Raw genomic sequence first — 22891 nt, forward strand, 5'->3', positions numbered from 1 at the left:
GTGGGTCATGATGGACTTGAACCATCGACCAATGGATTAAAAGTCCACTGCTCTACCAACTGAGCTAATGACCCGCTCTATGTGCTTACTATTTAAGTGAGCTACGTAAATCCGCCGATTGAACCAAACTTTACCTTAATAAAGAATGGTGGGTCATGATGGACTTGAACCATCGACCAATGGATTAAAAGTCCACTGCTCTACCAACTGAGCTAATGACCCGCTCTGTGTGCTTACTATTAAGTGAGCTGCGTAAATCCGCCGATTGAACCAATCTTTACCTTAATAAAGAATGGTGGGTCATGATGGACTTGAACCATCGACCAATGGATTAAAAGTCCACTGCTCTACCAACTGAGCTAATGACCCGCTCTATGTGCTTACTATTTAAGTGAGCTACGTAAATCCGCCGATTGAACCAATCTTTACCTTAATAAAGAATGGTGGGTCATGATGGACTTGAACCATCGACCAATGGATTAAAAGTCCACTGCTCTACCAACTGAGCTAATGACCCGCTCTGTGCTTACTATTTAAGTGAGCTGCGTAAATCCGCCGATTGAACCAATCTTTACCTAAATAAAGAATGGTGGGTCATGATGGACTTGAACCATCGACCAATGGATTAAAAGTCCACTGCTCTACCAACTGAGCTAATGACCCGCTCTGTGTGCTTACTATTTAAGTGAGCTGCGTAAATCCGCCGATTGAACCAATCTTCACCTAAATAAAGAATGGTGGGTCATGATGGACTTGAACCATCGACCAATGGATTAAAAGTCCACTGCTCTACCAACTGAGCTAATGACCCGCTCTTTTTGCCGCATTTTGAGTGGGGTAACCATTCGTTTGCTGCGGGCGCTTATAATACTTATTTATAAAATGAGTGCAACCGAAAATGTCTCTTTTTTTCAGTTTTTATGCCTAGGTGAGCAAAATTAAAGCGTTTGTGCTCAAACTACACGCAAATACAAGATTCGCCGAGTATTTCTATGTAGTTTGAGCTTTAAATACACCGCTTAAATGCGTCTTAATTAGCTAGACGCTCGGTTGCAAGTTTTGCAGCTGTTGTACTTGGATATTGGTTAATTAGATCACCCAATATTTTTTGTGCCTCTTGATTCAGGCCTTGCTCTTGTAAAAGCGTGCCTAACTTTAACATGGCATCTGGTCGTTTATTTGAGTTAGGAAACTCATTAACCACAACTTTAAAATGCTCACTTGCTTTTACACCATCATTTTTAATGGTCAGCAACTGCCCAAGCCAATAATGTGCATTAGAGGCATACACAGAATTAGGATAGGTTGTTAAAAATGTTTGAAACTCAGGAATAGCTTGGTCGTAGCGTTTATCTTTCATTATTAGCGCTACTGCACGCTCATACGCTTCGTTTTCAGATAAGTCACTGCTATAGGTTTGTGCGTCGCTCGATTGCGTGTAATCGGTTGCAGGCGCAGTAGCGGGTTGTGTATACGCTTGGCTTACGCGGTTTTCTATTTCTTGATAAAGCTCACGCTGGCGCTGAAGTACTTTTTCAAGTTTATAACTTTGCTCTTCAGTAACACCGCGAATTTGGCTTACTTCATCTTGAAGTAGATTAAGTTGTTGCTGTAATTCAACTTGTAATAAGTTTCGCGACTGCATCATGTTTTCTAGTGACGCTAAACGCTTCTCTATGCTCGACTGTGAACTTGCAGCTTCTGAAACAGGAGCGGGAGCAGCCAAAACTTGGGTGCTCCCGCTCAATATCATGGCTGCCAAAATAATTTTCGGCTTCATAATATCTCTTATCTTAGTAAACTAGTACCGCACGGCGGTTTTTAGCGAAAGCTGACTCAGTGCGAGATTTAACCATTGGTTTCTCTTCACCGTAGCTAACTACTGACATTTGGCTAGCAGAAACACCTAAGCTTTGTAGGTATTTTTCTACAGCTTGGCCACGGTGCTCACCTAGTGCAATGTTGTACTCAGGCGTACCGCGCTCATCAGCGTGACCTTCAATTAATACTTTTACTGAAGGGTTCTGAACTAAAAACTCAGCATGTGCACGAAGTAATTCTGCGTACTTGTTCTCAACAGTTGCTTTGTCGAAGTCAAAGTAAATAATTTGTTCTTGACGAAGCGCTTCATACTTTTGACGAAGTTGCTCTTCTGCTTGTTGTTCAGGTGAAATTGTTGCTACTTCAACTGTATCCGTGTTTGTTGATTGCTCAACTGCACTTTGATTTGATTGGTTAGCTGCGCCTTCATCAATATCTGAAGATGAGCTACAAGCGGCTAATGTCATTACTGGCACAGCGATTAGCAGGCCTTTAAGTACTTTGTTAAGTTGCATTGAGTAGATTCCTATTTTTGAGTAAACCAGCAAATATTACTGTAAATATGGCGACCAAGCTGGTGCCTTTACTTGTCCGTCTAGCACGGGTAAACGTGCTTTAAAGCGACCGTCCATCGATACCAGCGCGAGTACCTGTTTATTATTATGAAGCGTGCTATAAATGATCATCGAACCGTTTGGCGCTATGCTCGGTGATTCATCAAGGCGAGTTCGCGTTAATACTTGAAACGCGCCTGTAGCCAGCTCTTTCTTAGCAAGATGGTACTGCCCGTTGGTACGGTTAACCATCACTAATTCTTTACTGTCTGGCGTTATAGAACCCGCTAGGTTCATATCGCCGTCGAAGGTCAATCGTTGTGACCTACCAGTTCTTAAATTTAACTTATAAATCTGGGCATTACCACCCCTTTCAGATGTAAACACAATATCCTGGCCATTTGGATACCAAGATGGTTCAGTATCTATACTACGGTGGCGTGTAAGGCGTGTTTCTTTACGGGTTGCTAAATCTAAAACGTAAACTTCGGTTGCACCTGTTTTGTCTTTAGAAAGCACCAATAACATTTTTTTGCCATCTGGTGAAAACTGCGGTGCACCGTTAATACCACGGTAACTAGTGATCAGCTCACGCTTACCTGAGTATAGGTCTTGAATGTAAATTTGGCTTTGGCGGTTTTCAAACGTTACATACGCAAGCTTAGTACCATCTGGTGACCAAGCTGGCGACATTAACGGCTCTTTTGAGCGCAATAATACTTGCTCGTTAAAGCCATCGTAATCGGCAACCACTAATTGGTATGGCTTAGCTTGGTCTTCACGTACGATTACATAAGCAATTTTAGTTAAAAACGCGCCTTTTTCACCGGTTAGCTTTTCATATACTACATCGCTTATGCGGTGTGAATAACGGCGAAAGCCACTTTCACCAATTACGCTTTCGCGCGCTTCTAAAATATGATCTTGGCTTTTTACTAGTTTACCGCTGCTCATCATTTGAGTTTGGCCACCGGTAATTTGCCCACGAATAACATCAACTAATTCGTAGCGTACTAAGTAACGACCATCAGTTTGTTGCTCTACCTCGCCTACTACAACCGCTTCTACACCTTGGTTTACCCATGCTGCGTAGTCAATGTCGCCATCTTTATTAGGAAGCTGTGGCATTTGTGCTACATCTACCGGTTTAAATTTACCACTGCGCATTAAATCGGCAGCAATTACATCGCTCAATTTTTGTGGAATTGGGCCAACACCGTTGTATTTGAAAGGCACGATGGCAATAGGACGTGCGCCGTCTACACCTTCAGTTATTACAATTTCAAGTGCCGCATTTGCTACACCCTGAAACCCTAATAATATAACTACAAAGGCTATTTTAATTTTGCTGAACATATCATTCCTTTAAAATTCTGGCTTGATTGTTAAATTAATATTCTTAAGTTGCTCGAATACGTCTTTGTCTTTAGATACAGGTAATGTATCGGCCATGCGCACAGCTCTAAGTGCAGCTTCACACACTAGCTTATCACCCCCTAACGATTTAACTTGCGTTACTAAACCATTAAACCCAAGACGAATATTTACTCGACACTGTTGGTTTTTCATTTTTTCATCAATCAGTAAGTTTTGCTGAATGCGCGCCATAATTAAAGCACGGTACTTATCAACTTCGCTTACTACTTGCTGTTGGCGTATTTTACTACGTGCAGCCTGCTCTTTAGCAAGTTGTTCTTGTAACATTTGCTCTTGCAGTGCTTGCTGACGTTTACGCTCGGCTTCTTTTGCACGTTCTTTAGCTTCTGCTTCACGCTTTTTACGCTCTGCTTCGGCTTTTTTCAGTGCCTCTTCTTCTGCTTTGCGTTTATCTGCAGCAGCTTTAGCGGCGTTTTCAGCCTCTTGCTTTTGCTTTTCAGCTTGTTTTGCTTTAGCACGCTCTTTTTGTTCAATTTCGCGCGCTTTTTTAGCTTCAGCCTCAGCTTGTGCTTTTTCTTTCTCTTTAGCTTTGCGCTGTTGCTCTAGCTTTTTAATATTACGCGCTTCGGCTTCACGCTGTTTGCGCGCATTGGCGGCTCTGCGTTCTAAGTCGCGAATGCGTTTATCTTCAGCGCGTTTTTTAGCATCTTCTTTTTTTTGTAGCTCAGCAATTTTTTGCTCCACTTGTTTTTGATCAACAGTGACCGCCGAAACCGCATTATCAGGCTCAGGAATAGCCGAATTAAGAGTCACTTCCATTACTTTAGGTGCCGGTGGGTGTATATTTGCAGTTGCCCACAAAAAGCCCCCTAAACCTAAATGTAAAAGTACTGACTTGATTATAGAACTATTCATGTTACTACTGTGTCCCCTCAAAGGATTCTGTCATTAAACCCACAGATGGTACGCCAGCATTCTTTAAAAAGTCCATTAATAACAACACTTCTTGGTAAGAAACCTTACCAGAGCCTTTAATCATTACTGGTACATCAGGGTTTTTCATTAGCTGTAGCTTAATAACCGCGGCCACATCAAGTGCTTCCATTGGCTCCTCTGGATCAGTGCCTATGCTTACATAGTACTTACCTGCCGAGTCAATCGAGGCAATAATGGGTGGCGTGTCTTTAGTATCAACTAAATCCGACTCTTCCATTTTTGGTAAATCAACTTTCACACCGTGAGTAATAAGCGGTGCTGTTGCCATAAATATAATTAGCAATACCAACATTACATCAATGTAAGGTACTACATTAATTTCTGCGACCGGACGGCGCTTCTTACGCTGATACATTCGCTTTAGCCTCTATTTGGGTAGCTGCTTGACGGTGTAAAATGTTGGCAAATTCTTCCATAAAGTTGATGTAGTGTGATTCTAGTTTTTCAACTTTATTAGCAAAGCGGTTATACGCAATAACAGCCGGAATAGCCGCAAATAAACCCATTGCCGTTGCAATAAGTGCCTCAGCAATACCTGGCGCTACCATTTGTAATGTTGCTTGCTTCACTTCACCAAGTGCAATAAAGGCATTCATAATACCCCACACCGTACCGAATAAGCCGATATACGGACTAATCGAACCCACTGTCGCTAAAAATGATAAGCTCGATTCTAGTTTTTCAATTTCACGTGACAGTGCCACACGCATAGAGCGATGCGTACCTTCCATTACAATGCCAGCACTTTGAAAGGTGTTCTTTTTATGGCGTGCAAATTCTTTAAAGCCAGATGTAAATAACGCTTCAATACCATGAGATTGACCGCTACGTGATGAGATTTCGTTGTATAGTTTGCTTAAGTCGATACCTGACCAAAATTTTTGTTCGAATTTTTTTGCATCAGACAAGGCGTCGCTAATTGCTTTTTTGCGCTGAAAAATAATTGCCCATGACATAACAGACATTGCTACTAGCGCTAGCATTACTAACTGCACAAGCAAACTGGCTTCTAGAATTAGATCTAAAAAATTAAGCCCTGATCCCACGTTAAACTCCTAAATAATTTCAAAAAACGTCAATTTGGTTATTTTGTGTAAATAAGACCATTGTAACGGCCATAAGTTGCATCTAGTGTATCGAGTCAAGGGTTTACTGACAACGATATTGCTATGAATTGGCAACAAAAAACGTTAAACATACGCTCAATCGCTTGTTTGTTTCTAAAACGCGACTACCGCGTTTAGCAAAACACAACTTAATACTACAAAAGTGCGTAAATATACGCAGTAAACTTAATAAAACGCACCGTTTATTCATAAAAAGTGCATAAGCACGCAAAAGTAATTCACGCCACTTTGCATGTACTAATATAACTAATACTGTAACAATACAGCTCAGACCAGTTATTTATTAATTTTCAGCCACTTATAAAGTTAACGAATAATTAACGTACAAGTTTCGAACAACAATAAAATTCATCAGATTAGTTTTTCTTATCTGAAATTTTAAATTTTCTAGTTTGAACAAAAAATGCTTATTCCGTATTATTCTCCCATACCGAGCTTACGCACTGAATGAAACATTTTTCATTAAGCCAAGTTCTTAGTAATAGGATTTTTAATCGTATTACATTGTTTTACTCTTTTTGGATAAAACCTGATTAAGTAAAACGTAGTTCCCTGGATTACTTCCTTCAACTTGTTGTTTGCCCGCATTATATGCGGGCTTTTTTTTGCCTAAATTTTACCGCCAACTTGGCATACAGCCGCTATAAATTACACAATCTGTTTAATTGCCAACGGTGTATTTACTATCTTTTTTTACCCGTTTTGTATCATTAAATTATCTACTTTCAGTAAAAAGCATGTTTATAACAAGGTAAAACTTATTAACACAATTAGCGCCACGCCTAATCTCTTATGTTGCTACTGTTTTAAAGCTAACTGGCTTTAATGGTACGCAGCATAGCCACGCCAGTCTTAACGTTAAGTGAATTACAAAACGATTTTAATTTATTGGTTACATTTGCAACAAAGTGGATGAAAGCTGAGTAAGTTTTAAAAAATTATACAAATTTTCTTAATTAAGTGAGCTATGTTGAGGCTGGAAAAACGTGTTGATAGCTAGGCAAAAAATTCGCTATTTCGTTGTTCTTGGCAATTGCTCTTGCATTGCTCTACCTTTTACATGCAGTCGTAAATGAGAGTTTTTAACGCAGGTAGCGACACGTTTACCTCGCAAAATGATTAAGTGTTATTGCAAATTGGTATTACATTTAACAGAGGAAGTAGCCCGCTACATTTACTGTAACAGGCTAAAGAGGGGTTAATCTTGTTTGGGGAGTAAACCAAAGTGATGATACGCATTGTCTGATACAATTCGCCCGCGCGGTGTGCGCTGAATAAAGCCTTGCTGAATTAAAAAAGGCTCAATCACATCTTCAATGGTTTCTTTTTCTTCGCCTATGGCGGCGGCTAAATTATCTAGCCCTACAGGCCCACCCATAAATTTTTCGATAATGGCAAGTAAGTATTTACGGTCCATATAATCAAACCCGCTTTTATCTACGTCAATCATATCAAGGGCAAGTTCGGCAACGGAGGCATTTACTGTACCATCTGATTTTACTTGCGTGTAATCGCGCACACGGCGCAATAAGCGGTTAGCTATACGCGGTGTGCCTCGTGAGCGCTTTGCAATTTCGGTAGCGCCATCGTCGCACATTTGTAAATCTAGGTAATGTGCAGAGCGCCCCACTATATGCGATAAGTCAGCTACTGAGTAAAACTCTAAGCGCTGCACTATACCAAAACGGTCTCTAAGTGGTGAGGTAAGTGAGCCTGCGCGTGTTGTCGCGCCAATAAGCGTAAACGGCGGTAAGTCTAATTTAATAGAGCGTGCAGCGGGGCCTTCACCAATCATAATATCGAGTTGGTAATCTTCCATTGCGGGGTAAAGTATTTCTTCAACTTGTGGGCTGAGTCTGTGTATTTCATCAATAAACAGCACATCGCCTTCTTCAAGGTTAGTAAGTAATGCAGCAAGGTCGCCGGCTTTTTCAAGCACTGGGCCTGAAGTGGTTTTAATACTTACATTAAGCTCATTGGCAACAATATTAGCAAGCGTGGTTTTACCTAAGCCCGGCGGGCCAAATATTAATAGATGATCAAGCGCTTCACCGCGGCTGCGCGCTGCCTCTATAAATATTTCCATTTGCTGCTTAACATGCGGCTGACCTTTGTAGTCGGCTAAAAGCTTGGGCCTTATTGCGCGGTCTATGGTGTCTTCGTTGGTTTTTTCGCTCGCGTCAATTAAACGATCAGCTTCAATCATGGGTTACTCACAACATTGATTTTAAAGATTCTTTAATAAGAACCTCAGTAGACATATCGGGTTTACTTACCGATTTTACTGCTTTTTGCGCCTGTGGCAATTTATAACCAAGCGCAACAAGTGCCGATACGGCATCGTCTGCGGCATTATTGGCAATTGTTGCATCGCTAGGGGGCTCTATAACGGCGTTATCGCTATATGGCGTAAATAAATCGTTACCCCAATCTTTTAAGCGGTCTTTCATTTCTAGCACTAAACGCTCAGCGGTTTTTTTACCCACACCAGGTAATTTAACCAATGTTGTGGCATCTTCGTTGTTTACGCAACTAACAAATTGTTGCGCCGACATGCCCGATAAAATAGCTAAGCCTAGTTTAGGACCCACACCATTTGCTTTTAATAGTTCTCTAAAAAGCGCGCGCTCGGTTTTATTATTAAAGCCAAATAATAGTTGTGCGTCTTCGCGTACTACAAAGTGTGTGTACACTATGGCGTTTTCGCCAATATTGGGTAAGTCGTAAAAACAGGTCATGGGCATTTGTACTTCGTAGCCTACGCCGCTTACTTCTAATAAAATTTCAGGCGGTTGCTTTTCAACTAAAGTGCCATTTAAACGGCCAATCATACTTATTTCCTTAAACGTCCTCTAACGGTTTTGCTTGCGCTACCCGCTAGTTTTATTAAATTTTGTTCTGAGTGCGCATGGCAAATTGCAATGGCAAGCGCATCGGCCGCATCGGCTTGCGGTGTGCCAGGTAATTTTAAAATATTTTTTACCATGTGTTGCACTTGCGACTTATCGGCGCCGCCATTCCCTACCACGGCTTGTTTAATTTGCCGTGCTGAGTATTCAAATACGGGTAAGTCGGCCATAGAGGCTCCCACTATGGCGGCTCCTCGGGCTTGGCCAAGTTTTAGCGCGGCATCCGGGTTATGCGCCATAAATACTTTTTCTATGGCAAAGGTTTCGGGGGAGAACTGCTCTATTATTTGCGTGATCCCTTGGTAGATCATTTTTAATCGTATGGGGAACTCATGCTCGGCTAATTTAATACACCCGCTTCCTAAATAGGTAAATTTAGCGCCTTGATGCGCAACCACACCATAACCGGTTAAACGCGAACCTGGGTCTATCCCTAAAATAATGGCCAAACAGCACACTCATTATTGTTATTTTTCAATAACGGTAATAATGCCAGAGCACTGTATAAATTACCAGTGGCGAGTAAAAACAAAAACGCCCGCTACTTAGTGCGGGCGTTTAGCGTTAAAAGTATAGCTTAGGCTAAAGCACGTACTAAGCCTTGGGTATTTTGTTTAAGTTTACGGGCAATCATAAAGTAGCCAAGTGCGGCTACAAATACCCCGCCCGACACAGGCCCTATTAGCCAAATTGCTGGGTGCAATTTACCGGCTAAGTCAAACATTTGCTGCTGAACAATCAGCAAGGCTACATCACTAAATAATGCAGCAACAAACCCGGCTAAGCCACCTAATAGCAAAAACTCATAAAGCGTCGCATTTTTTATTAGCCGCCCTTTGGCGCCTAAAGTTCGCAGTATTACTATTTCTTGCATTCGCTCGCCAAGGCTCGCTTGCACCTGAGATATAAGCACTAATGCGCCACACAACACCACAATAGCAAGCACAAAGCCAATAGCTAACGACACCTGCTCAATGGTTGATTGTATTTGCTTAACAAAGTTATCTACATCGATGGCGGTAATGGTTGGATAAGTGCGCAGTAACTGGCTAAACGCTTTCTTTTGCTCTGGCTCTATACGCACAGATGAAATATACGTAGCCGGAAAATCTTTTAGTACATCGGGGCTTAAAATAATAAAAAAGTTAGGTTTTAGCGTCGCCCAATTTACTTTACGCACGCTGGTAATTTTGGCGTCAAATGATTGCGCACCAATTAAAAATGTTAAGGTGTCGCCTATTTCTACGTCTAGGCGCTCCAGCATGGACTCCTCAACCGATGCCTCACCCACTGCGCCTTCGCCAAACCACTGCCCTTGCACAATTTCGTTTTGGGCTGGCACATTATCAAGCCAGGTTAGGTTAAGCTCACGGCCTATGCCTGAACGCGCTTCTTCATCTTTTTTCTCGTTATCTTGCAACGACACTTTACGCGCAACAAGCTCGCCATTTACCGCATTTACTCGCCCACGAATGGTCGGATAAAAATCCGATACTAAAATATCGTTCTCTGCTAGGTAATTATTTACAGGCTCAAGTTCGTTTTGCGTAATATTAACTAAAAATGCATTAGGCGCATCGGCGGGTAATTGAGACTGCCAATCTGAGATCATGTCATTTTTAAGCACAATCAAAAACAATAGCAATTTTATCGCCAACGAAAAGCTAATAAGCTGCACCGCATTTACGTTGGCACGCTTTTGTATAGAGGCAATAGCTAACGACCAGCTGTTGCCTGGTTTTAAGCCTAATTTACGGCCACCGCCAAATATTAGTTTTGAAATAACAAACAAAACCGCAATCAAAGCAAGCGTGGAGACAAATAAAATAAGCGTTATTTTAATGTTGTTACTAAATAACCACATTAATAAAAACACCGTAAGCGCGCTTAAACCTAAGTGCACACGGCTTACCGCTAGTCTGTCGCCTAAATTACGGCGCAATACTCTAAGCGGTGGAATATCAAATAAATCAAGCAGTGGCTTAATAGAGAACATAACCGCACATATAACACCTGTGCTAATGGCCACCAGCCAAGGTTTAAACCCGGCGGCAGGTAAGCTCATATCCATGCTTTTTGCTAAATAACCAGTGGCTATTTCTTGTAAACCGTAGCCTATGGCTAAACCCACAATAACCGCTAAAGCACACACCATGAGTAAGTGCATAAAATATATTTTACGAATTAATGCACGGCTTCCGCCAAGGGTTTTCATCATTGCTACGGGGTCGTATTGGCGCTCGCAATAACGCTTTGCCGACACAGCAATAGCAACCGTAGCCAAAATAATGCCCAGCAAACCGGCTAGTAATAAAAAGCTTTCTGCACGGTTTAAGCTATTTGATATGGGTGATTGCCTATCTTTTACGCCATACCAACGTTGGTTTTCCGCCATTTGCGGCTTTAACCATTCATAAAACCGCGTTATATCTGATTCATCGCCTGCGTAGAGTTGGCGGTAGTTTACTCGGCTGCCAGGTTGAATAACCTCAGTTTTTGCTACATCAGCAATATTTATAAGCACTCTGCGGCTGCTCGAAAATACATTAAACGGCGCATCTGGCTCTTCAACCACCACTTTTTCTACATTAAATACTGCTGCGCCTAGCTCTACTTGGCTGCCAATATCAATATTTAAGCTGTAAAAAACCGATTCACTTAGCCAGACATTGCCAGGCTTTGGGCCGCCCTGCACTACTTGTGTTTCGCCAAGCAATGATGATTTTACTTTTAACTCGCCTTTTAACGGGTATTCGTTAGACGCCGCTTTTACCGAGGTAAATTGCATCTCGTCGTTGGCAAATAACATGGTATCAAAGTAGATCATTTGCGCAGTTTGTAAGTTTTCTTGTTTGGCTTTGCTAATAAACGCCGTATCTAGCTCATGGGCGCTTGCCAGTACTCTATCTGCGGCAATAAACGCGCTACTTTTTTGCGCTATGCTTTGTGCTATTCGCTCAGTGACCATAGACAGTGTAAGCACCGTTAACACCGCCAGCGCAATGGCGGCACTAATTACCGTAAGTTCGCCGCGGCGAAATTCACGCGCAAATAATTTAAGTGCTAACTTAGCCCACATTCGCTACGTCCTCTTTTGAGTTTTTAACTAAGCAGCCCGCTTCAATTTGTACAATATGCTGGCACTTTTGCGCAAGTGCTTCATCGTGAGTTACTAAAATTAGCGTTGTGCCGTGCTGCTGGTTTAAATCAAATAATAGTGACTCCACCATTTTGCCGTTTTTACTGTCTAAATTTGCAGAAGGCTCATCGGCAAATAAAATTTTAGGTGTGCCTATAAAGGCACGGGCAATGGCTACACGTTGCTGCTCACCACCAGAGAGTTGCGATGGGTAATGATCAATACGATGGCTCAGCCCCACTTTCTCTAATAGGGCTAGAGCTTGCTCTTTGGCATCGCTTTCGCCAGCCAGCTCTGCCGGCAGCATCACGTTTTCAAGTGCGGTTAAGCTTTGTACCAACATAAAAGATTGAAATACAAAACCTACTTTTTCAGCACGCAATGCCGCGCGTTGCTCTTCATCTAATTTATGTAGCCGCTCGCCATCAAGGGTAATTTCACCACTGCTGGCGGTATCTAGCCCCGCTAATAAACTTAATAACGTGGATTTTCCTGAGCCAGAGGTGCCAACAATAGCAACTGACTCGCCATGCTTGACATTAAAGCTGATGTCGCTGAGGATGGGCAACTCACCTTCGAAGGTAGAAACTACTTTAGACAAACCATTTACTTGAATAATATTTAATTGAGAAAGCGCTGACATATGACTCATTCAATCCTACGTTTTGTATTCGTTTTATTTTTAGTTATCAAACCACTTAGTGCGGCGGCCGACAACACGATTTTAATACTTGGAGACAGTTTAAGTGCAGCCTATGGGCTTAAACAAGAGCAAGGCTGGGTTAAATTGTTACAAGATAAATACGATGCAGAGCAGCGTAATATAGAGCTAATTAATGCCAGTATTAGTGGCGAGACTACCGGTGGCGCTTTACGCAGGCTAGATGCCTTACTAGCGCAATACCAACCAAGCCATGTACTTATTGAGCTTGGTGCTAATGATGGTTTACGTGGTTTTCCGGTAACAAAAATGCAGGCCAACTTAACGGATTTAATCGAAAAAAGCCAAGCTGAAAATGCCATGGTCGCGTTAATGGAAATTTACATTCCCCCTAATTACGGGCCGCGTTACAGTAAAATGTTCACTGACAGTTTTACACAAGTAAGTGAAAAAACAAATGCTCATTTACTTAACTTTTTTATGCTTAATGTGGCAGATAAGCCAAACTTAATGCAAAAAGATCAATTACATCCAAATAAAGAAGCACAACCGCTGATACGCGATGAAATGTATGACTCGATCAATCAATGGCTAAATAAAGATTAGGTCGTCTTGTTATTTGGTGGCTTAACATGCGCTGCCGCCGGATGCTCGCTAAGGGCGATACGCCCTTAGTTTAAAGTTTTTTAGCTCATTTGCACAATAAACACGCAAACAAACAATCACTTATTGATTTTTAATAAAATATACGTACTATTGCAAACAACGTCGGTATGTAGCGCAGCTTGGTAGCGCACTGTCATGGGGTGTCAGGGGTCGCAGGTTCAAATCCTGCCATACCGACCATTTTTTCAATAACTTACCCCAATTCCTAATAAGTTATTTTCTACAAAAACACTTCGTGTAGCCACTCTACTCTTTTTTATAGTCAGAAATTAAAAATTTATCTCTTTAATCGTTCGCGCATACTGGTTGTGTAGTGGTCTACTAAGTGCTGGCCTAGATAAAAATCGACCAGTCAAATTTCTAAGACTTGAACAAGCTAAAGATTTAATAAACGAAATCTCAACTTGTCCAGATATGGACAACCCCGTTGAAACTAAGCGCGGAATAGGAACTTGGGTATGCAAAGAACTGGTTTACGCCTACGCCATATGGATAAGCCCTAAGTTTCATCTACAAGTCATCCGCGCATTTGACGCCCAACAACAGGCCATCACCAAAGCACCCACACCACTGGACTACCAGCGCATATTACTCAATATAGAAGATGGCGAAACCACACATACAAACGCACTGGCCATAGAAGACATGGTTACATCGTTCGACAAACTGCCCAACGTCATCCGCGAAAGCTTTAAAATACAGCCCTACCAGCTGCTTGAAATAGCCAAAGCCGCCAACGAAAAACTAAGCCGGCTAATCCATAAATACTAAGCCCATAAAAAACCCGCTAATCAGCGGGTTTTTCTTCATTTAACTTAGCATCAGCTTGCTGCACGAAAGCATCAATCTGCATCCTTATTTGCTTCATTGTATTTGGATCATACTTATCCGTTTTATCACCAAAAATCTCATTATGGTCAAGCATTAGCTTCATATCTACAATTTCACCGGTTTCAGTTTCGTGAAACTTAACGACTACTAGAGGATCATTCTCTTCATCGTTGGGTAATAATCTTGCGTGATAAATACCAATGTACCAAGGTGAAGCACCTTCTTTGAGGGATGAATCTTTAATTCTACCGTATTGTCGATGACTTTTTGATTCATAAACTTCAACATAACCTTGGGTTTGCCAAAGTTCTTGCAGCGCTACAATCTCATCAAGCCACTCAGAGTAATCATAACCAAACTCGGCGGATAACACTGCAAATAGTTCGTTGACTGTAGCGTCTTCAATTTCTTTTTTTTCTGGGTTTTGCTGCGACATTGGTTATATTTGCTTTCCCTAGTGCGCTAATTAAAGCAGCTTTTTTCTCTGTCTGCGTGCCACGCAAATAGATTCTATTGGTAGAATCAGTTGCTGCTACTATTTGAGAAAATTCTTTCATGTGGGTTTGTTGATTACTGTTAATCATGTAAACCTCCTAAGTATAATTAGGTGTGAACACTAGGGCGATCATAAGCAATGTTAGACCTGTTTAGTGACCCCACCAACTTTAAAAAGTACCCATGGGTACTTTTGTGATCTTAGGATATAGCGTTTGTTATGTCTAGCTTTATTTTTAAGCAGTCAATTATACATCTAACCCCGTCATCACTTCACCATTAAGCTTATTAACACGCAACAAACGCTTTATATTATTACGATCACCAGTTCTAAGTAATCAGCTGTTACATCAGCTAATAGCTTACACCGAACGGCTAATGACGCAAACTGCTTTTGAGTCTTCGTAATTTAAAAGTAAACCACTATATACAAAGTATTATGAATACAACTGACAATTTTTTAAATTGTAGTTATATATCAATAAGGTCTTTCCGGAACACCAAGTAGCCTCAATATTTCATTTTTAACACTTCGTAATTCATGAGCCGGCAGTGAATTTGGTGCCTTATTAAATATACTGAATCCTTTATCATAACCTTTCGAATATATTTTATAAGTATTTGATGTATAACTTCGCATTAAAGTGATGCCAATTTTGTGTAAGTTGTTAAACAGCTCAATTAGCTCAGCTTGAGACTCTTTTTGTTCTGCTTTTAAATCATGAAACCACTCACTCATTTTAGCCTTTTCTTTTTTAAGCCAATTATTTCTTTTAGTTAGTTCATTATTCATATTTGTGGCTTTTTGGATCAGCTCATCATCTTCAAAGTCCAAAAGCCCATAATAACTCAAGCTAAAAGTATAATCAGTCGCCACATTCATCATCAGCAACGCTAGTTTTGTATGATCATTACCTGATTCTTTAAAATTTAACTTTAAATCTATTAAGCTATGGTAAGCCTGCATTTGCCTCATTGGTACATCATCTAAGTTTGATGGCCCAATAATTAAATCAGGTTGTAGCTCTTCAAAAAAGCTAGGTGAAGCACCTTTAGATATATCTAAAAATACGAAATCATAATTAGGTAAAACTGACTTTATATTTTTGCTATTGTTATGCATTGCGTCAATAGCATTAACAAATGAGCTTTTAGTGGGTAGCAAATACTCATCTATTTCTTTAACACGCGGAAAAGGTAAGTTTAAGTCTGTAGCCTGATTACGATAAATACTCGCCCCATGTTTACCAGTAACAATAAGAACCTCAAACCCTTCTTGCATTAACAAGGTACAAATATCAATAGTAAGTAGTGTATGTCCTGCACCACCTTGGCCACCATAAAAACTAACAAGCTTTCCTAAGTTACCTTGTTTGTTCGGTGGGTAAGGTAAACCGTGCTTTAAGCAGAATAGTTCAAGTGTAGCTGGCGGTATATTCAAACTACTACTAGCGATCACCGGTGCTTCATACCTTTGCCATAATCGCTGGTTTTTATAAACACTATCTGCTGCTTGTTGACTCGATAAACCTAATTTTTTACGTAATTCTCTTAAGTTTTCGGGAGTAATTCTCTCCATTTACTACGTCCTTTTTAATATATAACACTTAAATACGAATTTAACGACGTAATTTGTACCATAGGACGATTATGTTTTCACTTTTTAACACACAAAATTACTTGTATCTTTCCCTCAACGAAAACAGCAGGAAATGCCAAATGCAAAACAACAAAGCGCTACAACTTAAAAACGAACTAGATAAAAACATCTACCAAGCAGAAGCCGCAATTAAAGCGTTATGTATTGAAGATCACTTTGAAGGAATGGATAAAGACACCCTAGCAGGCATGCTGTGGGTGTTATCAAACAACCTTGAAATGATGAAGCGAAGTGTGAGGACAATTTCAGTGTCTAAATGCCCGCTATATTAGCGGGTGATATTTTTTATGTTGAACTTGAACAACTTAACCCTATAATAGCGGTTAATCGTATAAGTATTGCACACACCAAGAACTTAACCATTCGTGTGCTTTGTAAAACTCGCTAAGTTGTGACCCGCACCTTTGCAAGAGTACGATTTTGGGTGCAAAATATATAAGAGTAAAATTTGAATAATTATAATAAAGAGGATTTAAAATTTTCTGCACTTTTCCTACTAGTTCTTCTACTCCTCACTTTTGGGGCCACACTTCCTGCAGGTGTGCTAGGTGGAATTGTAACTTTAGGCGCTGCATATTTAGGTAAATAAATTCTCTAAGTTTGAAATTAAGTATTTGCAAAAAGTCACTCAACGCTACTCAGTTATCTTTATCGAGCCGGGAGGAATGGCACATAATGACTTGTATATATTTAATTACGTATGTACAAATCTGAATAAAATTAGTAGCGTACAGTCCTACGGGTTTGCGCTCACCTATTCTTAATATTGAATTTTAAATTCCATACAAGGCTTATGCAAACGAATGCTTCTGGTAACTACATCTTCTAAACAAAAGTCATCCTCTGGTGAAACATACACCGGTTTTAATTCATCAGAGGCTGATAACAGCAACCGGTTATCTTTATCTATGATCTTACAAAAAGCTACCATTATATATAGCAACAACGACATTCCCCGTGCTTACACCTAACGATTTATCAACTAATAGTAAATTTCCAGCATAAATCCCTACTCCCTGCATAGACTGCCCCGAAGCCATACCAATAAAGGTAGAATCAGGATTCTTAATTAATAGCTGATCAAGCGATAGCCCTAGCTCTTTGTATTGACCTACAGGAGATTCAAAGCCTGTTATACCAGCTTCGATATAAATTGGGATAACAAAAATAAGTAACAAAACCAAAATACTGTACATATATACAGAATAGTAAGAATTTAGATGTCTGAAAGTGAATTTTGAAGTTGCTTGAACTTAGGCTTACACAATTAAATTTTCTAATATGTTGTTTAGTAAGGGCTTTATAAAAAAGCTGAGAATTGTATTTGTAATAATCACTCTAACCGCTTGATTTTACAAAAGTATAAAAATGAGAAAAAATACACTTTTAACTGTATAAAAAAACAGTGTTTAATTCGTAATGTTACATAATTTCAATAGATTAACTTAATTTTGAAGAAAATCATGGGGTGTCAGGGGTCGCAGGTTCAAATCCTGCCATACCGACCATTTAACCTCCTCTTTATTTCTTTTTCACTGTCATTTTTCTGTATTACCTTGTATACATAGCATTAAATACTATGTGTTTAAGGATGACTTATGAAAAAACGTATTGTGTTTCCTCTGCTTTTATCTCTTTTTATTTCAAGCTTTGCGTTTGCCCAAGGTAGTTTTCGACTTAAAAACGGAAATCTATTAAGTGTGGGTAAAACTAAATCTGACATTGTAGCTGTAGTGGGCGCACCACTTTATAAAGATGTGCTTAATGAAGCTGTTGATATTGGTAATGGCGACAAATTAGTTAAAACAGAAGAGTTTACTTATAAACTAAAAGGCTCGATTGGTGGGATGTACATTGTATTGATCCGTTTTGAAAATAATATTGTGACCAGTATTAGTTCAAAACAAGTCGACAGGCTTTAAATATTTTAGAGTTAGTTTTAAGCAGTTAAAAGCGCCATACGGCGCTTTTTAGTTTTTATTAGTGTGTACGCCCTACGCCGTTACGCACCATGTCTTTACCGTTTTCAAATACCTCGGCTGTTATGCCACGCGCCAGTAATAACTGTTGTTTGTCGTCAAATACTGCAACAAAATGGCTGCCGTCTTTATTGCTTGTAGCCATACCTACACCCGATACACCTTTTAAGCCTAAGCCGCCGTTTTCTACCATTACTAAAAAGTTCTCAAGCTCTGCTAGGTTGTCGATTATGTCGTGTTCGTTATTCATAAATTGCTCTTTGTAAATCTGCTTGGTTAATGCCTATTCGTATAACGTAACCACTAAATTAAGCGAATAGGTATAAATTACTTGGGCGCTATTTTAAAGCCCATTAAAATAAACATAAACCTTTGTATCGGGTTATTAAGTATATTTAGTACTAGCGCTTAAGGTTAAAAGCGCTCTACATTCAGTGACAAATTACTTAACGCGCAACCATACGGCTGGGTATTAATGCGGTAATAATGCGTATTTTTTGTGGCAGTTAAATTTATTAAAAGGTCATCTTGTTGCCCTACCGCACTTTGCTCTTGGCTTAAGCACATTGCTTGCGTAAGCGAGCGTAGTTTTGAATCGGTTAAAATATTGGCAAAACGCTGCACCGGTAAAGGTGGTATTTTAATAGGCGCTAATGCTTGGCTAATGGTGCGCTCGCTAAGTTCAAACCCGGCATTAGTAATATTTATTACACTGCGAGCAGGCCAGTACGAGTAGTTATAGCTGTTTGCTTTTTGCTGCGTACTTAAATGCGCAACCCCACTTTGCCCTATTACGGTCATTAAATTTCCTTTGTTGGATTTAATAACAACAAGGGCTGTGTTTTCATCAATACCAAAACCGTGCTTAATATCACCGTTTTTTTGCTTTGCGGTATTTAATGTACTGGCTAGGTTTAACGTTTGATTTTGCTCACTAAAGCGGGTGCTCAGTGGGCCATAGGTAAACGTGTTTAACCCGTTAAGTGCATTAGGCTGTGGGGCAAGCTTTGCTTTTAATACCGTTTCGCTTTGGTGCTGTGAGAGATAGACGTTTTCACTTTGTATTTTGCTTCCTGCACCTAGCCCTACAATAACAGGGCGAGTTTTAAGCGCATTCGTCCAGGGGTAGGCAGTATTATTTTCATCATACAGTGCTTTTAAAGCATTTTTAGCCGTGCCGTCGCTAAATAAAACACCGGTACTGGTGTTTATTAAATTAACTAACGCCTCAACCCCATTATTACAAAGTGTTTGCTCAGCCTTTATGAGCTCGGGGTATACATTGCTGCGATTATACAGGTTCATTTGTGAGTGACGCAGCGCCGGTAAATCACTACAGGTATTGTTAGTAATTGCTTTAGCAAGTGCAGGTGTAAGCGGTAACCATTGGCTGGTTACACCTTTTGGTAAAAGCGTTTTAAGCGCCTCTACCTGTGCGTATGGGTCGCGCTGGGCTGCGCTAATAATTAATAAGGTGGGTGTTGGGTTAGCAACCTTTAAGCTCCCCGCTATAAATTGCAATATACCGTTGCTTGGTGGCTCAGCTTTTGGGGTGGTGTTTGCATAAGGTTGTTCGAGCATATCAAACACAAAATTAAACTCTTGCTTTGTTAGGCTATTAAGTTGCTCGTTGTTTATATCGCGCCATTGCCAAAGCAGCTCACTTTTAGAGACTGCGTTTGCATTTTTGCTACTAAGGGCACGTAAGGTATTTAAAACATTTGCTTGGTTATTTGAATTGTTAGTGGGCCAATTTAATTTTATTTGCTCAAGGTTAGCATTGGTTACCTTAAACACGCTTTGTGACTTTGAGTTATTTTGCGTATTGCAACGTTGCGCCGTATTAGCACTGCAGCTATTAATTGTACTACCGGCTAAAATAAGGGTTTGCTCTTGCTGCTGGGCAGCCCCTTTAAATGAAAATAAAGTAAATAAAACGAATATAAAGCTCACTCGCTTAGTAAAAAAAGCACGGGTACGCATAACGCTCTCAAAAATGATCTAAATAGGCGTTAAGTTTAACAGCATGTAATGGCAGGCTAAATAGTAAATGTGGGTCTCGATGATGGCGACACATGGCATTAGTGTATAAAGCAAGTTTGACTGCTAGTTAAAAAAGCGCGATGTGCGTTTTACGCAGCCAATACTCTTACATTTAACCATTAATCTTACTTATTATGCTTACTCTGTTTTACAAACAAATTAGAGGCTATATCAATAGGGTAATTATCGTTTATTAGCTCGCTAATAAATTCAGAACACGCAGATGGCGGAGCAATTAAATAGCTTTTATGCTTAGCGCGCGTGATCCCTACGTACAATAAACGTCGCTCCTCTGAATGATTAAAGGTATCTGGTGCGGGCAATAATGCCTCAACAAGTAAATTGCCCGGATTATTGCTTGGAAAACCTAACTTGCCCTGCTCAAAACCTATAATAATACAGTAATCGGCCTCGAGTCCTTTTGAGCCATGCAGCGTCCAAAAATGCAGTGGGTTAGCAAAGTTGTTACCTGCTAAGTGCTGCTCTACCTCATTAAGCATAAACCGATAACGGCTCAATACGGCAATACTGGCTGTGTTATTATTTTTATTAATTGTGGCTATAGTTTGCTGCACTTTTAGTGCTACTGACTTTTTACCTTGGTGTAAATCGTCAAGTAACACAACTTGAGGGGTACTTACTTGCGTATGTGTGGTTATGTGCTTTTTATATTGTTCAGGGTTTTGCATTACAAAGCGCCCCGCTACCTCACTAATACTGTTGTTATATCTAAACGTTTTTTGCAATAACGTGAGTGAGTGACTGCCTATTAAATCGTTAAACTGTGTGGTGAGCGCCAAATTACCGCCTGAAAACCGATAAATAGCCTGCCAATCATCGCCAACCGCAGTAAAACAAGGTTGCGGACCACTCTTTATTAACGTATTTAAAAACGCCATGCGTGCGCATGAAATGTCTTGAAATTCATCAACTAAAATATGGTGCCAAGGCAAACTTACCTCCCCCGATTTAACCGCCTGAGCTGCGCTTGCAATCATGTCGTCAAAATCAATAGCATCTTGCTCTTTTAATTTTTCGTAGTATGCACGCTGCATTGCCACCAATAATGTTGCATAACTTTTATGATTTATAATGCCACTTTTAGCTATTCGCGCTGCTATTTGAGTGTTTGATAACTGCTCACCCCGTATTGCGCTTAGGCAGTTTAAGTACTTATTTATATTTTGCTTTAACAGCCCTGTTGCAGATAAGCGGTCGTACACTGCCTGGTTATCTACGGGGTTAATGTTCACTTTATGTTTTTGTAGTTGTGCTTTTAAACGCTGCTCAAGCTGACCTTCTTGCCAGTTATAATGAAATGTTTGCACCAACGCATGACCCTGTTTTTTATGGTGCGCGCGTACATATTTAATATGCTCGCTATTGTGCAAGTTAGCCGCGTGCTGCACTGAATTACCTTGCCTATCTGTCACAAAATGTGCCAAGTAAACCTGGTGCTGTGGCAAGTAAAAATCGGCGGTGTCATCATTTTGGTAAGTGTGTTCAATACCATACATATAAAGCCAGTTGGCAATTAATAAGTGCTGATAACTGCTTACTTTTAGCCCCGATAAGGTGTGATAGGTTTGTGCTTTTAAGGCGGTTTTAGTTGCGGTTCTAGTTTCGGTATTGAGGCTATCAGTAGGTTCGTACAGGGTATCAACAAAAGTTTTACAAAAACGTGAGTCTGTTTTTAGGGTATTACTAAGCCACTGTGTAAACCATTTATTAAGCGCCATAGCATCGTTTGCAAAAGGCGATAAGCTACGTGTTTTATTAGCGCTTTGCAGTAACTTAAGCCCCAGCGCATGAAAGGTTAAAATAGTAGGCGGCGTAACGTTTAAATTTGCTTGCTGCGCCCTTAAATTAAAGCGTTGATTTAATTCGTTTGCCGCATTTTTATTATAAGCAAGTATCAATATTTGCTCGGGCTTTACACCACCGTGGGCAATTAAATCCAGGGCCTTTGCAACCATTACTGAGGTTTTGCCAGTGCCTGCGGCCGCTAGCACTAAATTTTTGTCGTTATTGCGTATAACAGCAAGGCGTTGATCGTGTGTAAGCGGGTTTGATTCAACCACATTATAAAAGTCGGCTCTTGCCGTTAATGTTTTTTGCTCATAACTTTTACGTAGCTGCTCTGTGGCATGCGCTACTGTTGGTGAGCTACTTAAAATAGTTAAAAACTTAATATTAATGGCCGATAAATGCTGCTGCCATAGTGCAGGTATTGCGCCGTACCGCTGTGCCAGTGAAAACACCGCCGATTTTAATAACGGCACGTTTGAGTCGCGAAGATACTCGTTTGTTGCATAACGTTTTACAAGCGTTTTTGCTGTATTCACTTTTTCTTCTAGGTGATTGGCAAACTCGCTGTTTAGCTGCTCACTAAGCGTTTGAGCCTGCTGTTTATTTAAAAAGCTAATTACCGTTTTTTTATTATGGTTGAGGGTTATTTTCCCGCTAAACAGGCCTTTTTTAAATTGGGTAAAATTAGTAAAGTCGCTAATTAAATAGGCGCGTGAGGTATTATTTTTAAAATGTATAACGAGTGAACTTTGCTTAATAGTAACGGTGCTAATACGCGTAAAAAAACGTCCTAACCAGCTTGGAGTGGCAATAAACTGCGCCAT

General features: G+C 40.3%; 21 protein-coding genes, 7 tRNA genes and 1 pseudogene. 5 read left to right on the plus strand and 24 right to left on the minus strand.

Annotated features, from left to right (window positions below):
- Position 1: 1 nt before the first annotated feature.
- The 17 genes from PSI06_RS14150 to PSI06_RS14230 all read right to left on the minus strand — a co-directional run bounded on the left by PSI06_RS14150 (position 2) and on the right by PSI06_RS14230 (position 12566).
- A tRNA-Lys gene (locus PSI06_RS14150) sits at positions 2-74 on the minus strand.
- Positions 75-146: 72 nt separating this feature from the next.
- Positions 147-222 (minus strand) — tRNA-Lys (locus PSI06_RS14155).
- 71 nt (positions 223-293) lie between these two features.
- Positions 294-369 (minus strand) — tRNA-Lys (locus PSI06_RS14160).
- Positions 370-441: 72 nt separating this feature from the next.
- A tRNA-Lys gene (locus tag PSI06_RS14165) sits at positions 442-517 on the minus strand.
- 70 nt (positions 518-587) lie between these two features.
- Positions 588-663, minus strand: a tRNA-Lys gene (locus PSI06_RS14170).
- 72 nt (positions 664-735) lie between these two features.
- A tRNA-Lys gene (locus PSI06_RS14175) sits at positions 736-811 on the minus strand.
- A 219-nt stretch (positions 812-1030) separates the two neighbouring features.
- Positions 1031-1780, minus strand: a complete 750-nt coding sequence (ybgF, locus tag PSI06_RS14180) for a tol-pal system protein YbgF (protein WP_273604068.1) — start codon at positions 1778-1780, stop codon at positions 1031-1033.
- 13 nt (positions 1781-1793) lie between these two features.
- Positions 1794-2336 carry a peptidoglycan-associated lipoprotein Pal gene (gene pal, locus PSI06_RS14185; protein ID WP_004587277.1) on the minus strand — a complete coding sequence of 181 codons (543 nt, stop codon included), beginning with the start codon at positions 2334-2336 and terminating at the stop codon, positions 1794-1796.
- Between the two features lie 36 nt (positions 2337-2372).
- On the minus strand, positions 2373-3731 hold the full coding sequence (gene tolB, locus PSI06_RS14190; RefSeq protein WP_004587276.1) for a Tol-Pal system beta propeller repeat protein TolB: 1359 nt from the start codon (positions 3729-3731) through the stop codon (positions 2373-2375).
- A 9-nt stretch (positions 3732-3740) separates the two neighbouring features.
- Complete coding sequence (gene tolA, locus PSI06_RS14195) at positions 3741-4667, minus strand: cell envelope integrity protein TolA (protein ID WP_024032176.1); 927 nt, start codon at positions 4665-4667, stop codon at positions 3741-3743.
- 4 nt (positions 4668-4671) lie between these two features.
- Positions 4672-5103 carry a protein TolR gene (tolR, locus tag PSI06_RS14200; protein ID WP_004587274.1) on the minus strand — a complete coding sequence of 144 codons (432 nt, stop codon included), beginning with the start codon at positions 5101-5103 and terminating at the stop codon, positions 4672-4674.
- Complete coding sequence (tolQ, locus tag PSI06_RS14205; RefSeq protein WP_004587273.1) at positions 5090-5794, minus strand: protein TolQ; 705 nt, start codon at positions 5792-5794, stop codon at positions 5090-5092. The genes tolR and tolQ overlap by 14 nt, the downstream gene beginning before the upstream one ends.
- A 1279-nt stretch (positions 5795-7073) precedes the next feature.
- Complete coding sequence (gene ruvB / locus PSI06_RS14210) at positions 7074-8081, minus strand: Holliday junction branch migration DNA helicase RuvB (RefSeq protein WP_004587272.1); 1008 nt, start codon at positions 8079-8081, stop codon at positions 7074-7076.
- A gap of 7 nt (positions 8082-8088) precedes the next feature.
- Positions 8089-8706 (minus strand): Holliday junction branch migration protein RuvA, encoded by a 618-nt coding sequence (gene ruvA / locus PSI06_RS14215; RefSeq protein WP_004587271.1) that lies wholly within the window; start codon positions 8704-8706, stop codon positions 8089-8091.
- A 2-nt stretch (positions 8707-8708) separates the two neighbouring features.
- On the minus strand, positions 8709-9233 hold the full coding sequence (gene ruvC / locus PSI06_RS14220; protein WP_004587270.1) for a crossover junction endodeoxyribonuclease RuvC: 525 nt from the start codon (positions 9231-9233) through the stop codon (positions 8709-8711).
- A gap of 128 nt (positions 9234-9361) precedes the next feature.
- Positions 9362-11863 (minus strand): ABC transporter permease, encoded by a 2502-nt coding sequence (locus tag PSI06_RS14225; RefSeq protein ID WP_273604069.1) that lies wholly within the window; start codon positions 11861-11863, stop codon positions 9362-9364.
- The gene (locus tag PSI06_RS14230) at positions 11853-12566 is read right to left on the minus strand and encodes an ABC transporter ATP-binding protein (RefSeq protein WP_273604081.1); all 714 of its coding nucleotides are present in this window, start codon (positions 12564-12566) and stop codon (positions 11853-11855) included. Before PSI06_RS14230 ends, PSI06_RS14225 begins: the two co-directional genes overlap by 11 nt.
- Between PSI06_RS14230 and PSI06_RS14235 the strand changes: the two genes are divergently transcribed.
- The 3 genes from PSI06_RS14235 to PSI06_RS14245 all read left to right on the plus strand — a co-directional run bounded on the left by PSI06_RS14235 (position 12567) and on the right by PSI06_RS14245 (position 14021).
- Complete coding sequence (locus PSI06_RS14235; RefSeq protein ID WP_154945978.1) at positions 12567-13190, plus strand: arylesterase; 624 nt, start codon at positions 12567-12569, stop codon at positions 13188-13190. It begins immediately after the preceding gene.
- Positions 13191-13353: 163 nt separating this feature from the next.
- A tRNA-Pro gene (locus tag PSI06_RS14240) sits at positions 13354-13430 on the plus strand.
- 126 nt (positions 13431-13556) lie between these two features.
- Positions 13557-14021 (plus strand): KilA-N domain-containing protein, encoded by a 465-nt coding sequence (locus PSI06_RS14245; protein ID WP_273604070.1) that lies wholly within the window; start codon positions 13557-13559, stop codon positions 14019-14021.
- A 16-nt stretch (positions 14022-14037) separates the two neighbouring features.
- On the opposite strand, the gene PSI06_RS14250 is transcribed toward PSI06_RS14245, so the two are convergent.
- The 3 genes from PSI06_RS14250 to PSI06_RS14260 form a co-directional block, all read right to left on the minus strand.
- Positions 14038-14517 (minus strand): hypothetical protein, encoded by a 480-nt coding sequence (locus PSI06_RS14250; RefSeq protein WP_024032182.1) that lies wholly within the window; start codon positions 14515-14517, stop codon positions 14038-14040.
- Complete coding sequence (locus PSI06_RS14255; RefSeq protein WP_024032183.1) at positions 14483-14665, minus strand: hypothetical protein; 183 nt, start codon at positions 14663-14665, stop codon at positions 14483-14485. Before PSI06_RS14255 ends, PSI06_RS14250 begins: the two co-directional genes overlap by 35 nt.
- A 389-nt stretch (positions 14666-15054) precedes the next feature.
- Positions 15055-16155, minus strand: a complete 1101-nt coding sequence (locus tag PSI06_RS14260) for a hypothetical protein (protein ID WP_273604071.1) — start codon at positions 16153-16155, stop codon at positions 15055-15057.
- A gap of 140 nt (positions 16156-16295) precedes the next feature.
- On the opposite strand from PSI06_RS14260, the gene PSI06_RS14265 reads away from it, so the two are divergent.
- Positions 16296-16508 (plus strand): hypothetical protein, encoded by a 213-nt coding sequence (locus PSI06_RS14265; protein WP_024032185.1) that lies wholly within the window; start codon positions 16296-16298, stop codon positions 16506-16508.
- Positions 16509-16996: 488 nt separating this feature from the next.
- On the opposite strand, the pseudogene PSI06_RS14270 reads toward PSI06_RS14265, so the two are convergent.
- Positions 16997-17405: pseudogene (locus PSI06_RS14270) on the minus strand (LexA family protein).
- 429 nt (positions 17406-17834) lie between these two features.
- On the opposite strand from PSI06_RS14270, the gene PSI06_RS14275 reads away from it, so the two are divergent.
- Positions 17835-18158 carry a DUF2845 domain-containing protein gene (locus PSI06_RS14275; RefSeq protein ID WP_054983647.1) on the plus strand — a complete coding sequence of 108 codons (324 nt, stop codon included), beginning with the start codon at positions 17835-17837 and terminating at the stop codon, positions 18156-18158.
- 58 nt (positions 18159-18216) lie between these two features.
- Here the strand turns inward: PSI06_RS14275 and PSI06_RS14280 are convergent, their stop codons facing one another.
- The 3 genes from PSI06_RS14280 to PSI06_RS14290 all read right to left on the minus strand — a co-directional run bounded on the left by PSI06_RS14280 (position 18217) and on the right by PSI06_RS14290 (position 22891).
- A complete protein-coding gene (locus tag PSI06_RS14280; RefSeq protein ID WP_004587250.1) occupies positions 18217-18465 on the minus strand; it encodes a hypothetical protein in 249 nt (82 codons plus the stop codon).
- Between the two features lie 164 nt (positions 18466-18629).
- Positions 18630-20198, minus strand: a complete 1569-nt coding sequence (locus PSI06_RS14285; RefSeq protein WP_273604072.1) for a cyanophycinase — start codon at positions 20196-20198, stop codon at positions 18630-18632.
- A 185-nt stretch (positions 20199-20383) separates the two neighbouring features.
- On the minus strand, positions 20384-22891 hold the full coding sequence (locus PSI06_RS14290) for a UvrD-helicase domain-containing protein (RefSeq protein WP_273604073.1): 2508 nt from the start codon (positions 22889-22891) through the stop codon (positions 20384-20386).

The sequence above is a fragment of the Pseudoalteromonas sp. GABNS16E genome (assembly GCF_028598715.1).
Lineage (GTDB): Bacteria > Pseudomonadota > Gammaproteobacteria > Enterobacterales > Alteromonadaceae > Pseudoalteromonas > Pseudoalteromonas atlantica.

Coding starts and splice junctions, on each gene's coding strand:
- ybgF (WP_273604068.1), bottom strand. CDS start 1,780: ATGAAGCCGAAAATTATTTTGGCAGCCATGATATTGAGCGGGAGCACC.
- pal (WP_004587277.1), bottom strand. CDS start 2,336: ATGCAACTTAACAAAGTACTTAAAGGCCTGCTAATCGCTGTGCCAGTA.
- tolB (WP_004587276.1), bottom strand. CDS start 3,731: ATGTTCAGCAAAATTAAAATAGCCTTTGTAGTTATATTATTAGGGTTT.
- tolA (WP_024032176.1), bottom strand. CDS start 4,667: ATGAATAGTTCTATAATCAAGTCAGTACTTTTACATTTAGGTTTAGGG.
- tolR (WP_004587274.1), bottom strand. CDS start 5,103: ATGTATCAGCGTAAGAAGCGCCGTCCGGTCGCAGAAATTAATGTAGTA.
- ruvB (WP_004587272.1), bottom strand. CDS start 8,081: ATGATTGAAGCTGATCGTTTAATTGACGCGAGCGAAAAAACCAACGAA.
- ruvA (WP_004587271.1), bottom strand. CDS start 8,706: ATGATTGGCCGTTTAAATGGCACTTTAGTTGAAAAGCAACCGCCTGAA.
- PSI06_RS14225 (WP_273604069.1), bottom strand. CDS start 11,863: ATGTGGGCTAAGTTAGCACTTAAATTATTTGCGCGTGAATTTCGCCGC.
- PSI06_RS14230 (WP_273604081.1), bottom strand. CDS start 12,566: ATGTCAGCGCTTTCTCAATTAAATATTATTCAAGTAAATGGTTTGTCT.
- PSI06_RS14235 (WP_154945978.1), top strand. CDS start 12,567: ATGACTCATTCAATCCTACGTTTTGTATTCGTTTTATTTTTAGTTATC.
- PSI06_RS14250 (WP_024032182.1), bottom strand. CDS start 14,517: ATGTCGCAGCAAAACCCAGAAAAAAAAGAAATTGAAGACGCTACAGTC.
- PSI06_RS14255 (WP_024032183.1), bottom strand. CDS start 14,665: ATGATTAACAGTAATCAACAAACCCACATGAAAGAATTTTCTCAAATA.
- PSI06_RS14260 (WP_273604071.1), bottom strand. CDS start 16,155: ATGGAGAGAATTACTCCCGAAAACTTAAGAGAATTACGTAAAAAATTA.
- PSI06_RS14265 (WP_024032185.1), top strand. CDS start 16,296: ATGCAAAACAACAAAGCGCTACAACTTAAAAACGAACTAGATAAAAAC.
- PSI06_RS14275 (WP_054983647.1), top strand. CDS start 17,835: ATGAAAAAACGTATTGTGTTTCCTCTGCTTTTATCTCTTTTTATTTCA.
- PSI06_RS14280 (WP_004587250.1), bottom strand. CDS start 18,465: ATGAATAACGAACACGACATAATCGACAACCTAGCAGAGCTTGAGAAC.
- PSI06_RS14285 (WP_273604072.1), bottom strand. CDS start 20,198: ATGCGTACCCGTGCTTTTTTTACTAAGCGAGTGAGCTTTATATTCGTT.
- PSI06_RS14290 (WP_273604073.1), bottom strand. CDS start 22,891: ATGGCGCAGTTTATTGCCACTCCAAGCTGGTTAGGACGTTTTTTTACG.